Source organism: Mesonia algae (assembly GCF_003253545.1).
Classification (GTDB): domain Bacteria; phylum Bacteroidota; class Bacteroidia; order Flavobacteriales; family Flavobacteriaceae; genus Mesonia; species Mesonia algae.
Window position 1 is genome coordinate 180,682 of sequence record NZ_QKYV01000002.1, and the last position, 14,762, is coordinate 195,443.

A 14,762-nucleotide genomic window follows, 5' to 3' on the forward strand; every position below is an offset into this window, starting at 1 on the left:
CCATGGCAGATTGGAAAGGACAATCTAAAGGAAGTATTCTTGGGTATAAAATCTTCATTTTTTTTATTAAATATCTAGGCTTAAGAGCTTCTTATGGTTTACTTTATTTTGTAGCTTTTTATTTTGTTTTTTCTTCTTATACCACCAGTAGAAACATCTATACTTATTACCACAGGCGCTTAAACTACTCAAAATTTAAAGCGATGATGAGTATTTTTACATCGTATGTGCAATTTGGTAAAACATTAATAGATAGAGTTGCTGTTACCGTGGGGTTAAAGAATAGGTTTACTTTCGAATTTGACGGAATTAAAAATATAAAAGCACTTATAGCTCAAGGCAAAGGAGGAATCATTTTTACCGCTCATATTGGAAATTTTAATATCTCTAGATCTTTCTTTACGGAAATTTCAGATACTGAGATCAATATTCATATGGTGGTTACAGATACGGAGCACGAGCAAATAAAAAACTATTTAAATTCAATTACTGGGGAGAGTAAACTAAAATTTATTATAGTTAAAGAAGATTTGTCACATATATTTTTAATTAATAAAGCCATACAAAATAATGAATTGTTAGTTTTCGCTGCCGATAGAAGTGGGGAAGGCAAGCACTTAAAAGAACTCTTTTTAGGGAAAGAAGCCCAGTTTTTTCAAGGTCCTTTTAAATTAGCAGCACAAAAAAAGCTACCTATTTTATTTGCTTATATTATGCGAGAAAAGAAATTTCATTATCATTTCTATGCAAGGCCTTTTATTCCTAATAATTATAATGCTATTGAAATTTTGAAAGGCTATACAGAATCTTTGGAGAATATGGTAAAAGAATATCCACATCAGTGGTTTAATTTTTACGATTTTTGGAAAGAATATAAATCATGAAAAAAGACACTCTTATAAATCATCAATTGTTGTTGCAGCTTATTCCGCAAAAAGATCCTTTTGTAATGGTAAGCGAACTATATGAGGCTAATGAAAACGAAGCTTTAACAGGCTTTTCAATTCATAGCGAAAATATTCTGAATCATGATGATCATTTTTCTGAAGCCGGACTTATAGAACATATGGCACAAAGTGTAGCTTTACAAGACGGTTATTTGGCTTATCAAGCCAAAGAAACTGAAGCTAAAATAGGTTATATTGGAGCTATTAAAACTGCTAAATTTCATCGTTTACCACACATAGGAGAAAAGATTTTTACTCAAGTTAGTTTAATACAAGAATTTATGGGTATCAAACTTTCAAAAATAGAGGTCCGTGATGAAAAAGAAAAACTTATAGCTTCCGCGGAAATAAAAACAGCAATTGCACCTTCTTAATGCTAAAGGAAAGATTTAAATCTCAAAAAACTAAGTTAACCAACGAATACGAAATACGTGTTCGGTTTAATGACTGTGACCCTTTACAGGTGGTTTGGCATGGTAATTACATCACTTATTTTGAAGATGGGAGAGAAGCTTTTAATAGAGAACACGGTATTGCTTATATGAAAATGTTTGAACAAGGTTTTGCGACGCCAATCGTAAAATCATATTGTGAGCATAAGTTACCGTTACGATACGAAGATGTTGCTACTGTAAAAACGACATTTTATAATACGCCTGCTGCAAAAATTCATTTTAAATACGAAATTTTTAATCAGCGACAAGAACTAGTTTGCATAGGAGAAACCTTACAAGTCTTTACTGATAATCAAGGACAACTTTCTTTGACAATTCCTGATTTTTTCAAAAAATGGAAAGCACAAAACGGTTTATCATGAGAAAAGTATATCTAGGTAATCATCAAATCATTTCTCCGTTGGGCTTTACTTCTTTACAAAATTTAGAGTCTGTAAGTCAAGGTATATCAGCAATTAAAAAGCACAAATCGTCTCATGTTGGAGAATATTACGCAGGTCATATCTCTACTAATTTATTAGATGAAGCATTTCTAGAGTTGGGAAAGGTTGAAGAATATACCAAGTTAGAAAAAATGATGATTTTGGCTGTCGCTGAAGTATTACAGCAACATTCAGAAATCTCTAAAGACAAGATAGCCTTTATTATAGCCACAACTAAAGGAAATATTGATACCTTATCGGAAGAGAATTTGTTTTCTAAAGAAAAAGCAAAACTTCCTGCATTGGCAAAAACGCTTCAAGAGTTTTTTAATTTAAAAGAAACCCCGATTATTGTTTCAAATGCATGTATCTCTGGAGGTTTAGGGGTAAGTGTTGCTAAAAAAATGATTGAAAACGAAAGTTATGATCATGCCATCGTCGTAGGTGGTGATTTGGTAAGTGAATTTACATTAACAGGTTTTAATTCTTTTCAAGCATTAGCAAAAGAAATTTGCAAGCCTTTCTCTAAAGATAGAACCGGAATTAATATTGGAGAAGCTGCAGCCGCACTTTGGGTGACTTCCGTAAAGCCAAAAATAGATGCAGTTCAAATTATAGGAGAAGCTACAGCTAATGACGCTAACCATATTTCGGGTCCGTCACGAACTGGCGAAGGTTTATATATAAGTATTCAAAATGCAGTTAGAGAAGCCGACATAGAAAGTCACGAAATAGATTTTATTTCTGCTCACGGCACCGCTACTATTTTTAATGATGAAATGGAAGCTATTGCCTTTAACAGAGCAGGACTTAAAAATACACCATTAAATAGTTTAAAAGCTTATTATGGGCACACGCTTGGTGTTTCTGCTTTATTAGAACTTATCTTTACGCAAGAAAGTTTACTGCAAAACAAAGTATTTAAATCTTTAGGTTTTAAAGAAAAAGGCACGACAAAGGCTTTAAATGTTATCACCAAAACAGAAGAGAAACCTTTGAATATAACTTTAAAAACAGCTTCTGGATTTGGAGGGTGTAATTTTGCCATGCTTTTAAAAAAGGAAACTGTATGAGAAAGGAATTCTACATCACCGCTTCCGTAAAGATAAAAAATAATGAAATCTTTAAAAACGATCGATCTATATTCAAAGTAAATAGGGGTCTTTCGATTCAAGATTTTTTAAAAGAAGCTTATCAATTTTTAGATTTGAGTTATGCGAAATTTCATAAAATGGATGTGCTATGTAAATTAGGGATTATCGCAACCACTGTTTTAAAAGAAGATTATTCTAGCGATACAGCTTTGGTTTTTCAAAATAAATCAAGTAGTGAGGTGAGTGATTTTCAACATCAAGAGAAATTAAACGATTTTCCTTCTCCAGCAAATTTTGTTTATACTTTACCTAATATTGTGATGGGGGAAATAAGTATAAAGCATCAATTGCAAAGTGAAAATGCTTTTTTTATAGCAGAAGAATTTCAACCTCAAATAATAGTTTCACATACCGAATCTTTACTAAAAAATAACAAAGCTTCAACTACTATTTGCGGCTGGTTAGAGGCTAATTTAAATGATTATTACGTTTTTTTAAATTATATTGAGCCGCAAGGTGAGGTTGTATTTTCCGCACCAACGTTATTAGAAAATTATATACATGAGTAATTTACGAGTAGAATTAAAAGAAAAAATAATTGAACAGTTAAATTTAGAAGATTTAAGTGTTGAAGATATACAAAATGACGATTTATTATTTGGGGATGAAATAGGTTTAGATTCTATCGATGCACTCGAGTTAATCGTATTATTAGAAAAAGATTACGGAATAAAACTAACCGATCCTGCCGAAGGAAAAGAGGTTTTTAAAAGTATTGAAACCTTAGCTCAATTTATTGAAAGTAAGCAGTAAATGGATAATGAAAGGATTGTAGTCACAGGAATGGGGGTTACTTCTGCAATTGGTAACAATGTAGAAGAAAACTTTAGCGCCTTACAACAATCAAAAAGTGGAATTGGTAAAATAGAGATTTTAGAGACTGTACATCAAGATCATTTCCCAGTGGGGGAAATTAAAATGAGTAACGAAGCCTTAGCGGAATACTTAAAACTTCCCGATTTTCATTATTTTACTCGAGCTGCTTTATTAGGGGCTTACGCTGCAAAACAAGCTTTACAACAAGCAAATATTGAAGAAATAGATTTTCAAACAGGTTTTGTGAATGGAACTAGCGTTGGAGGTATGGACGTTACAGAAAAATTATATCATAAGTATAAAGAAAATCCTAGCAACTTTCCTTTTATAGAAGCTCAACATCCAGGATTTACCACCAATAAGATTGCTGATTATTTAGGAATAAATGGAGTGGTGACTACCATTAGCACGGCATGTTCTTCAGGGGCTAATGCGGTAATGATGGGAGCAAAGTTATTAAAACAAAATCGATTAAAGCGAGTATTGGTGGGAGCTACCGATTGTCTTTCTAAATTTACATTAAACGGATTTCATTCTTTACGCATTTTATCTCCAGATCTTTGTCAGCCTTTCGATCAACATAGAAAAGGACTTAATCTAGGTGAAGCTGCAGGATATTTAGTTTTAGAAACTGAAGAAGATGCTAAAAAAAGAAATCAGCCTATTTTGGCTTACTTAGAAGGTTATGCGAATGCTAACGATGCACATCACCAAACGGCATCTTCCGCAACGGGAGAGGGTTCTTTTTTGGCGATGCAACAAGCTTTAAATAATGCCAATTTAAATCCTAAACAAATAGATTACATCAACGCCCACGGGACGGCAACTCCCAATAATGATTTATCTGAAGGAACTGCGATTCAACGTTTATTTCAAGAAACTCCTACGCTAAGCAGTACGAAAGCTTTTACGGGGCATACCCTAGCTGCTGCTGGTGCTATTGAAGCCGTTTTTTCAATTTTAAGTTTGCAATATCAATGTGTTTTTCCAAATTTAAATTTTCAAACTAAAATGGAAGACTTAAATTTTTCTCCACATAATAGTTTTCAAAAACAGGAAGTAAACTATGTGCTTTCTAATTCTTTTGGTTTTGGTGGCAATTGTTCTAGTCTAATTTTCTCTAAAGCTTTATAAATGTTTGTCAACGGAATTTCTACCTTAAATGCGCAAGATATTTCTTCCAGTGAAGAATCCTTTTTTGGAGAAGTACAAACGTACTCATCACCTATATTAAAGACTTATTTTTCAGATTTTAGGAAGTATATTAAACCCGCAGCCATGCGTAGAATGTCTTCATCGGTAAAGATGGGTGTAGTAGCAGCTTCTAAAGTATTGGCATCTATAAACATCACACAGCCCGATGCGATAATTGTAGGAACTGGAATGGGATGCAAAACCGATTCTGATGTTTTTTTAGAAAATCTTTTAGCGAGTAATGAAGGTTTGTTATCACCTACAAAATTTATACAATCAACACACAACACCGTAGCCGGTCAAATTGCATTACAATTAAAATGTAAGGCTTATAATATGACTTTTGTTCAAGGAGCAGCTTCATTTGAGACCGCTTTGTTAGATGCTTTTTTACAATCCATCTCTTCTAAAAATAGACATTTATTAGTAGGCGGAGTAGATGAAATATCTAAGTATTCGAATGAATTACACCAATTAGACGGTCAGTTAAAAACCGAACAAGAAATATGTAATTTTAACTTATTAGATTATGCTTCTACTGGAAGTATTAGTGGGGAAGGAGCTTCATTTTTTGTAGTCTCTGGGGAGAAAAGTGAACCTAGTTATGCTTCCGTAAAGGATATTGAAACCTATAATCAATTAGATAAAGAAGGTCTCAAAAATAAAGCTCTTAATTTCTTAAAGAAAAACGAATTAAGTACAGATGATATAGACGTTTTTATTTGTGGAAACAACGGCGATGTTAATTATGATGACTTTTACCATAGTTTACAATCCGATATTTTCTCTCAAATTCCGCAACTTTACTACAAACATTTAGTGGGAGAATTTTATACGTCAAGCGGATTTGCCTTTTGGTTAGCTTGTAAAATATTAAGATTACAAGAAATTCCAGAAATCTGTCAGTTAAATAATTTCAAACCTAATTCATCTATCAAAACGATATTGCTTTATAATCAATATAAAGGTAGAGATCATAGTTTTATATTATTGCAAGCATGCTAAAGTTTAAAAATGTAAATATTACATTTTTTCTTTTAGGTATTCTTATTATTATGGGAATCGAAAAAGGATTTTTCCCTATTTATTCCGTTTTAATTGTAGGCGGAATTTGGTTGTTGATCACAAGTATTGGTGCCACCAACGTGCGTATGAATTATTTCTATTCTGCATGGCATTTTAAGCGAAACTCAAAAAAACAAATAGCCTTAACTTTTGATGATGGTCCTACTGAAAATACATTACAAATATTAGAGCTTTTAAAAAAGTATAATGCTAAAGCTACTTTTTTTTGCATTGGCCATCGGGTAGACGAAAATCCTTCTATTGCAAACAAAATAATTGAGGATGGTCATACGATAGCCAATCATACTTATTCACACGCTAAGAACATTGGGTTTTTTAGTACAAAAACAATGATACAAGAAATGGAATCTTGTAATCGAGCTATCATTGCTGCTACAGGAAAATCTCCTGTTTTTTTTAGGTCTCCATTCGGGATTAGTAATCCTAAGATTAAACGAGCTTTACTTAAAACTGAAATGCAGCCCATAGGTTGGAGTTTACGTTCTTTTGATGCATTGTTAACTTCAAAAAATACAATTTATAAGAATATCGTTAGGCAAATAAAACCCGGTTCTGTTATTTTGTTGCACGACGATCGAGAATTAACACAAGAGGTTTTGGAGCAGTTATTGCTATTCTTAAATGAAAAAAAATATAATTTAGTAACCATAGATCAATTATTTAAAAGCAATGCGTATCGCTAAATCTACCTTCCTACTTTTATTTTTCGTTTGTTATTGGAGTTGGGCGCAAGAACCATTAAATCCACAAGAAGAAGAAACTTTTATAAATAATGTAGAAGCATTTTCTCAAGAAACCAAAACGCTTAAAGGAAATTTTATCCAAACAAAAGAATTAAGTTTTGTCGAAAAAAGTATAAAATCTAATGGGGATTTTTATTATAAATCTCCTAATTTGGTGAAATGGGAGTATAAAACACCTTATTTATACAGTGTAATTTTTAAAAACGGAGAACTATTAATTAATGATGATGGTAAAAAACAACAAATAGATTTATCTTCTAATAAGCTATTTGAAAAATTAAGCGATCTAATTGCTAATAGTATAAATGGCAAAATGCTTTTAGATGAAGGTTTTTCTACACATTTTGTAAAACAAAATGGTATTGTATTAGCGAAAATGATCCCCAAAGAAAAAGAGTTATCTGAATTTTTTAAAGCCATAGAACTCTATTTTAACACCAAGAATTATTTAGTAGAAAAAGTAAAACTGATTGAAAAATCTGGTGATTTCACTAGTATTGAATTCACTAATTTAAAACATAATCCTTCCTTAGATGCGTCAGTTTTTACTCATTAGTGCTTTTTTTCTGTTTTTTTCTTGTGGCTTATCTACACTAAAAAACTTAGAGGAAACTCAAATTAAAGACGCGCCCCAACAAATAGAAAACCCTTATTTTCAGAACTTAGAAGCATCAGTTTTTAAAAGTTCTATTAATGTTTACGGTAAAGAAGTAAGCGGTATTTTAATTATCAAAAAGCAAGAGAAAGATATTTCTAGATTGGCTTTTACAACAGAGTTTGGAAATACTCTTCTCGATATCACGGTAATGCCAACGGGTTATATTAAAAATTTTGCCATTGCTCAACTCGATAAAAAAATAATTTTAAAGACTTTAGCGGCAGATATTAGAACCCTTACAGCTAGCGGATTAAAAGTGGAAAAAACTTTCCGTCAAGCGGAAAAAAAAGTATATCTCACCAAGTTAAATGATTATCAGCTATTTTATTATTGTGAAAACGGAAACTTGAAAGAAATCATCAAAACCACTAAAACTAAAGAAAAATTAAAGATTCTATTTGAATTTGGTGAAGACGAGCAGGTAAAATTAATTAATTTAGCCCATTCGGGAATCAAATTAAATATTCAGCTTACTCCAATCGAATAATCATATATGCTGTTACATCAATTTACAAGCCTTATTTCAGAGCAAAAGGAAACAAACAGTTTAACTTCTGTTTTAAAAATTAATGCTAATCATGAAATTTTCGAAGGTCATTTTCCGGGACAACCGGTAACACCTGGAGTAGTATTAATTCAGTTATTTAAAGAAGAAGCAGAGCGTTTTTACAGCAAGTCCTTTAAAATAGAACAAACCAACCAGGCAAAGTTTTTGGCAGTGGTAAACCCACAAGAAAATAATGAAATAGAACTTCAATCTGTTTTTTTAGAAAAAGAAGACCAAATTCAACTTACAGGAAAAGCTCTTCAAAAAAATAATGTAGTACTTAAATTAAAACTCATTTTAAAACCTTTATAATCTATGCCGTTGGCATCTTTACAATCGCAATTTGAGTTACATAAAGTAGCCGTTATTATACCTACCTATAATAATGAGCTTACTTTAGTACGCGTTTTAGAAGATGTTTTACGTTTTACTACACATATTATTATTGTAAACGACGGTTCTACCGATGCTACCTCTTCAATACTTTCTTCCTATAAGTTCTTAACTCAAATACATTTTACTAAAAATAAAGGTAAAGGTTTTGCTTTAAGACAAGCTTTTAAAAAAGCCGAAGTGTTGGGTTTTGAATACGGAATCACCATAGATTCGGACGGGCAGCATTTTGCAGATGACCTTCCTGTTTTTATAAATGAATTAGAGAAAAATCATTTAAAAGATATTCTGCTGATTGGCTCTAGAACGATGACAGGACCAGAAATCCCTCAAAAAAGTAGCTTTGGTAATAAGTTTTCCAATTTTTGGTTTTGGATAGAAACAGGCATTAAATTAACTGATACGCAATGTGGATACAGACTTTATCCCATTCGTCGTATGAATGAAATGCGTTTACTTACTTTTAAATTTGAACTCGAAATTGAAGCCATTGTAAAAGCTGCTTGGCGCGGAATTAAAGTGAAAAATGTTCCCGTAAAAGTTCTTTACGATCCGCAAGAAAGGGTCAGCCATTTTAGGCCATTTCAAGATTTTACCCGTATTAGTATTTTAAATACGTTTTTGGTTGCTGCCACTTTACTCTACATTTTACCCAAAAAAGGTTTTCAAGAAATAAAAAACACCAATAGTCAAAAACTTTCTCGTATTTGGAAAGAGAAAATTTTAAAAGTAAATGAATCACCTCAAAAGAAAGCATTAGCCATCTCATTAGGTGTTTTTATAGGTATAGCTCCGCTTTGGGGATTTCAAACCCTACTGGTATTGTTTTTAGCACAAATAACCAAGCTTAATAAAGCACTAGCTTTTTTATTTTCTAATGTAAGTCTTCCACCATTCATCCCTTTTATTATTTTTATAAGTTATCAAATAGGAGCTTTGGTTCTAGGAAAACCATTAGAGGCTAACTTAGACAGCTTTGAGATAGAAAATGCATTAGATGTTTATAGAAATGTAAAACAATATCTAATTGGAGCTACAGCTTTTGCTGCGATTAGTAGTATGTTGGTGGGAATTGTGTTTTATTTTATATTTTCGGTGCATCAAAATAAGCAAGCCAGAAGCCATTAATGTCAACCTTTTTACTTCACATTTCAAAGTTTTTTCAAAGACACACGTGGTGGTCTTGGCTAATTATTGCTTGCATTCTTACCGTAAGTTTGACTTTAGCGAGTCGAATGAAATTTAAGGAGGATATCAATCAACTTATTCCTAAAAGTGAACAGTCTTTAATTACTCAAGAAGTATTAAAGACCGTAGATTTTACCGATAAGATTATTGTAAATATTGGTGTAGAAGAAGGGGGGAATGAAGATAAATTGGTCGCTTTCGCGGAAAATTTTTTAGAAAAGCTTCAAGATAGTACTGCTTTTGAAATTAAAAAGGTACAAGGAAAAGTAGCTGAAGAAGATATGCTACAAACCTATGATTTTATTTATGAGCATTTACCTCTTTTTTTGAACGAAAGAGATTATAAGACCATAGAGAAAAAATTACATCAAGATTCTATAGCACAAATTGTAAAGTCGAGTTATAAGAGTTTAATTTCTCCTGCAGGATTAATTACCAAACAGTATATTATTAAGGACCCTTTACAATTAACTAGTCTGGGTCTAGAAAAATTAAAGCGTCTCCAAGTAGGTGATGATTTTGATCTTTATAAAGGGTTTTTATTGACCAATAACCGAAAGAACATACTTTTATTCATCAGTTCTAAATTTAAGACGTCTAATTCCGCGAAAAGCGAAATTTTAAGTGAAAATTTATATACAATTGTAAATGAACTAAATGAGAATTCTCCAGATGTAGAAGCAAATCTTTTGGGATCTATGCTTTATGCTGTGGCCAATGCCAAGCAAATAAAACAAGATATACAATATACAATTAGTTTTGCCTTAGTATTATTGTTAGTTATTCTTATATCCTTTTATAAAAAAATATATATACCTCTTATTTTATTTATCCCCACTTTAATTGGAGCTACTGTGGCTATTGGAGTTTTAGCTCTATTTAAAACTCAAGTTTCATTAATTTCACTAGGTATTGGCTCTATTTTACTAGGAATTACGTTAGATTATGCTTTACATACCCTTACGCATAGTCGGGAGAGTTTGACCATAAAAGAACTTTACAAACAAATTTCTCCTTCTATTTTAGTAAGTAGTTTTACTACGGCAACTGCTTTTTTTTGTTTGTTCTTTGTGAAAAGTGAAGCTTTAAAAGATCTAGGACTTTTTGCAGCTATAAGTGTGATTGTTGCTGCATTTTCTGCTTTGATCGTTATTCCGCAATTATATAAACCACAGAAAAATAATAAAAGCCACCAGACTTGGCTAGATAGGTTTTCTAAAATTTCTATAGAAGAAAATAAATGGCTCGTTGGAGGAGTCGTAGTTATATTTATTATTGGCTTGTTTTTCTTTCAAAAAGTAGGGTTTGATGAAGATCTTTCACATTTAAATTATCAGCCAGAAGTTCTAGCTAAAGCGGAAGCAAAACTACAAGAAACAGCACAAACTTCCTTGAAATCTCTTTACGTGGTTTCTTATGCCGAAGAAATTGAAGGTGCGTTGCAAACCAATCATAAGTTATTTGAAAAGCTCCAAACTTTAGAAAAAAAGAATGAGATAGAGCGTTTTAGCAGTCTTGGCGGAATTGTACTTTCTGATGAAGATCAACAACGAAAAATAAATACTTGGAAAACTTTCTGGAATGCGAATCGAGTAGATTCACTTCAAATGAATTTTAAGAAAGCAGGAGGAGAAGTTGGATTTAAGGAAGATACTTTTAATAATTTTTACAACACTGTAAATAAAGAATATAAGTCCATTTACTTAAATGAATACCAAAAGGTTAGTAATTTATTTATTGATGAATTTTTAACCACTGCTAAAGATGAGAAATTAAGCACTGTTCTATCTATAGTTCAAGTAAATGAAACACAGCGCGAGGCTTTTACTAATTTTATAGAAAAGGAAAATGGGGTATTGGCAATTGATAAAAAAGCACTTAATGAATCTTTATTAGGAACTTTACAATCTGACTTTAGTAAACTCATAAGCTATTCATTTGTGGCCATTTTTATTATTCTATGGCTTGCTTTTAGACAAATTGAATTAGTGGTTATTACACTCATTCCTATTGCGATTACCTGGGTTATCTCTCTTTTTTGTATGTATATGTTAAGTATTCCTTTTAATATTCTTAATATTATTATCTCCACTTTTATTTTTGGGCTAGGAATAGATTACAGTATTTTTATTACTAATGGGTTACAACATCAATATCTAGATAATCAACCCAAATTAGCTACGTATAGGAGCTCTATTGTCTTATCAGTAATTACCACACTCTTAGGGATGGGAGTACTAATTTTTGCAAAACACCCCGCTTTAATTTCAATTGCAACCGTTTCTATAATTGGAGTGCTAACAGCGGCTTTAGTATCTTTTACTTTACAACCTTGGTTATTTAAGTGGGCGATTACCAATCGTGCTAAAAAAGGTTTAGCTCCTTTACAACTCCAAAATTTTGTAATGACTTCTTTAGGTTTTATATATTTTGGCGTAGGAGCTTTTATGGTGAGTACCTTAAGCTTTATATTACTACCCATTTTACCATTCCGTAAAGAAAAAAAGATGAGATATTTTCATCAAATCATTTCTTCTTTAATGGGATCTGTATTGGCAACAAACCCATTTGTAAAGAAAACAAGTTTAAATTTTTCTGAAGATATTTGGGCAAAACCAAGTATTCTTATTGCCAACCACTCTTCATTTTTAGATATACTATCTTTAGGAAAATTAAACCCTAAGCTTATATTTTTGGTAAATGACTGGGTATATAATTCTCCTGTTTTTGGGAAAGCAGTTAAATTAGCAGGCTTTTACCCAGTGAGTAATGGTATTGATGACGGCATAGCTCATTTACAACATAAAGTAGATGAGGGATACTCTTTGGTTGCTTTTCCTGAAGGAAGCAGATCTTTAAACAATAAAATAAATAGGTTTCATAAAGGTTCTTTTTACTTGGCTGAAAAGCTTCAAATCCCTATTACACCCATTTTAATTCACGGAACTTCAGAAGTGCTTCCTAAAGGGGATTTTATTATTAATAATGGAAAGATTACTTTAAAATGTTTATCACAAATAGATCCTAAATCTTCAAGTTTTGGTACAGGTTATAGAGAACAATGCAAATCTATTAGTACTTATTTCCGTAAAGAATACCAAAAACTAAAAGATCGTGTGGAACAGGAGGGGTATTTTAAAAACTACTTACTTTCTAATTATCGCTATACGTCTTTGTATCAAAAAATGAAAAAAGAATATGTAGCTAATATAGATGCACATCTTAAAATTTCTTATAATTTACAAGAGGTAAAACAATTGGTTATCTGGGATTCTTCTTATGGAATGTGGTCTTTTTACCACCAAATTAGACATCCTTATATAAAGGTTAATGCAGTTTTCGCTACTACTGAAGAAAAACAAATTACTGCTGCAAGAAGATCTGAAAAACATTTAAAAGTCAAATTATTTAATTTTGCTCAATTTGAGTGGGAAAAAGCAACACATCTTCTCATTGATGGAAATCAACTTGCTAAAACTCCTGTAGAAAAGTCAAAAAATTTACAAGTTATTTATGTGATGGTAGATAAAGAAACCGACTTTAAAGAATTTAGTGGGTTTACTTTACATAAAAAAGAAGAAGGATTGTTAATTTTGATGCGAGAAAAAGGATTACATGAAGAATGATACTTATGATGTTGTAGTAATGGGAAGTGGCCTTGGCGGATTGGTTTCAGCAACTATTTTGGCTAAAGAAGGTTATAAAGTTTGCGTTTTAGAAAAAAACAATCAATTTGGTGGAAACCTGCAAACCTTTGTACGCGACAAGAAAATTTTTGATACTGGAGTACATTACATTGGCGGACTTGCGAAAGGAGAGAACCTATATACTTATTTTAAGTATTTAGGAATTATGGATAAGCTCAAAATTAAACGATTAAATATAGATAAATACGACGCTATTAGCATTGGTGATGAAAAAATAGAATATCCACACGCACAGGGTTATGATAATTTTGTAGATCAATTATTAGAATATTTTCCCGAAGAGAAAGAAGCTTTGGTGACTTATACCCAAAAACTTCAAGAGATTTGTAAAAACTTTCCTATGTATAATCTAAAATTAGGAAAGCCTTATACCGATAACCCTGAGTTACTTTCAGTAAATGCAAAAGAGTACATAGAATCCATTACAAAAAATAAAACTTTGCAAGCGGTCTTAGCGGGTACTAACTTACTGTATGCAGGAATCCCTGAAAAATCCCCGCTTTACGTACATGCCTTATCAGTAAATTCTTATATGCAAAGCGCTTGGCGTTGTGAACATGGGGGAAGTCAAATTGCTAAACATTTGGTAAAAGAAATTAGAACTCATGGTGGAAAAGTGTTTAAATATCAAGAAGTAGATCAGTTTCATATTTCAGAAAGTAAAAAGTTAACGGCTGTTTCTACAAAATCTGGAGAAACTTATAAGGCTCAGTATTTTATCTCCAATATGGAGCCAAAAACTACGGTAGATCTTATCGGTAAAGAAAACATCCGTAAAGCTTATTATAACCGTATAAAAGCCCAAGAAAATATTATTTCTTCTTTTAGTATTTATGTAGTTTTTAAAGAAGCAACAATTCCTTATAAAAACTACAATTTATATTATAGCGACTCTATAGATAATATATGGAATAGTCAAAACTACACTCAAGATTCTTGGCCCGAATCCTATATGGTGGGTATGGCAGAAGATCCTAAAAACAAAGGATTTGCCGAAAGTTTAACTTCTATTGCTTATATGCATTTTGAAGAGATGAAACCTTGGCAAAACACTTTTAACACCGTCGCTAAAGAGCAAGAACGAGGAGAAAACTATGAGAAGTTTAAAGCTAAAAAAGTGGAGGATTATTTAAGCGTATTAGAAAAAAAATTTCCCAATTTAAGGGAGAACATCAAATCTATTCACACCTCTACACCTTTATCATATAGAGACTACATTGGTAATGAAAGCGGATCTATGTATGGATATGTAAAAGATGCCGCTCAACCTTTAAAATCTTTTTTAGCACCCAAAACGAAGATTTCTAATTTGCTTTTAACAGGGCAAAGCGTAAATATGCACGGTATTTTAGGCGTAACCATTGGCGCGGTATTAACGAGTTCAGAGATTTTAGGGTTGGAATACCTTATGAAGAAAATTCAAGCGTATATTGAACCTAAAGAATCTTAAAG

15 protein-coding genes are annotated in these 14,762 nt (G+C 31.9%); all 15 read left to right on the forward strand.

Annotated elements, in window-relative coordinates; genetic code table 11:
* Positions 1-2 precede the first annotated feature (2 nt).
* The 15 genes from LX95_RS04040 (at position 3) to LX95_RS04110 (ending at position 14,760) form a co-directional block, all read left to right on the forward strand.
* Positions 3-884, forward strand: a complete 882-nt coding sequence (locus tag LX95_RS04040; protein ID WP_111540158.1) for an LpxL/LpxP family acyltransferase — start codon at positions 3-5, stop codon at positions 882-884.
* Positions 881-1,321 carry a hypothetical protein gene (locus LX95_RS04045; RefSeq protein WP_111540159.1) on the forward strand — a complete coding sequence of 147 codons (441 nt, stop codon included), beginning with the start codon at positions 881-883 and terminating at the stop codon, positions 1,319-1,321. Before LX95_RS04040 ends, LX95_RS04045 begins: the two co-directional genes overlap by 4 nt.
* Positions 1,321-1,764 carry an acyl-CoA thioesterase gene (locus LX95_RS04050; protein ID WP_111540160.1) on the forward strand — a complete coding sequence of 148 codons (444 nt, stop codon included), beginning with the start codon at positions 1,321-1,323 and terminating at the stop codon, positions 1,762-1,764. Before LX95_RS04045 ends, LX95_RS04050 begins: the two co-directional genes overlap by 1 nt.
* Positions 1,761-2,897 carry a beta-ketoacyl synthase N-terminal-like domain-containing protein gene (locus LX95_RS04055; RefSeq protein WP_111540161.1) on the forward strand — a complete coding sequence of 379 codons (1,137 nt, stop codon included), beginning with the start codon at positions 1,761-1,763 and terminating at the stop codon, positions 2,895-2,897. The genes LX95_RS04050 and LX95_RS04055 overlap by 4 nt, the downstream gene beginning before the upstream one ends.
* On the forward strand, positions 2,894-3,487 hold the full coding sequence (locus tag LX95_RS04060) for a hypothetical protein (RefSeq protein ID WP_211307636.1): 594 nt from the start codon (positions 2,894-2,896) through the stop codon (positions 3,485-3,487). The genes LX95_RS04055 and LX95_RS04060 overlap by 4 nt, the downstream gene beginning before the upstream one ends.
* Entirely contained in the window at positions 3,480-3,731 is a 252-nt protein-coding gene (locus LX95_RS04065) for a phosphopantetheine-binding protein (RefSeq protein ID WP_111540162.1), read from the forward strand. Before LX95_RS04060 ends, LX95_RS04065 begins: the two co-directional genes overlap by 8 nt.
* On the forward strand, positions 3,732-4,928 hold the full coding sequence (locus LX95_RS04070) for a beta-ketoacyl-[acyl-carrier-protein] synthase family protein (protein WP_111540163.1): 1,197 nt from the start codon (positions 3,732-3,734) through the stop codon (positions 4,926-4,928).
* On the forward strand, positions 4,929-5,993 hold the full coding sequence (locus LX95_RS04075) for a beta-ketoacyl synthase N-terminal-like domain-containing protein (protein WP_111540164.1): 1,065 nt from the start codon (positions 4,929-4,931) through the stop codon (positions 5,991-5,993).
* Complete coding sequence (locus tag LX95_RS04080) at positions 5,987-6,757, forward strand: polysaccharide deacetylase family protein (protein WP_111540165.1); 771 nt, start codon at positions 5,987-5,989, stop codon at positions 6,755-6,757. Before LX95_RS04075 ends, LX95_RS04080 begins: the two co-directional genes overlap by 7 nt.
* Positions 6,744-7,373: an outer membrane lipoprotein carrier protein LolA gene (locus LX95_RS04085; protein ID WP_111540166.1), complete on the forward strand. Its 630-nt coding sequence runs from the start codon at positions 6,744-6,746 to the stop codon at positions 7,371-7,373. The genes LX95_RS04080 and LX95_RS04085 overlap by 14 nt, the downstream gene beginning before the upstream one ends.
* Positions 7,351-7,962, forward strand: coding sequence for a hypothetical protein (locus LX95_RS04090; RefSeq protein ID WP_111540167.1), 612 nt, complete (start codon positions 7,351-7,353; stop codon positions 7,960-7,962). Before LX95_RS04085 ends, LX95_RS04090 begins: the two co-directional genes overlap by 23 nt.
* Before the next feature lie 6 nt (positions 7,963-7,968).
* Positions 7,969-8,334, forward strand: coding sequence for a hydroxymyristoyl-ACP dehydratase (locus tag LX95_RS04095; RefSeq protein ID WP_111540168.1), 366 nt, complete (start codon positions 7,969-7,971; stop codon positions 8,332-8,334).
* A 3-nt stretch (positions 8,335-8,337) separates the two neighbouring features.
* A complete protein-coding gene (locus LX95_RS04100; RefSeq protein WP_111540169.1) occupies positions 8,338-9,543 on the forward strand; it encodes a DUF2062 domain-containing protein in 1,206 nt (401 codons plus the stop codon).
* 107 nt (positions 9,544-9,650) lie between these two features.
* Positions 9,651-13,229, forward strand: coding sequence for an MMPL family transporter (locus LX95_RS04105; RefSeq protein ID WP_170116575.1), 3,579 nt, complete (start codon positions 9,651-9,653; stop codon positions 13,227-13,229).
* Positions 13,219-14,760 (forward strand): phytoene desaturase family protein, encoded by a 1,542-nt coding sequence (locus LX95_RS04110; protein WP_111540171.1) that lies wholly within the window; start codon positions 13,219-13,221, stop codon positions 14,758-14,760. The genes LX95_RS04105 and LX95_RS04110 overlap by 11 nt, the downstream gene beginning before the upstream one ends.
* The last annotated feature ends 2 nt before the right edge of the window (positions 14,761-14,762 follow it).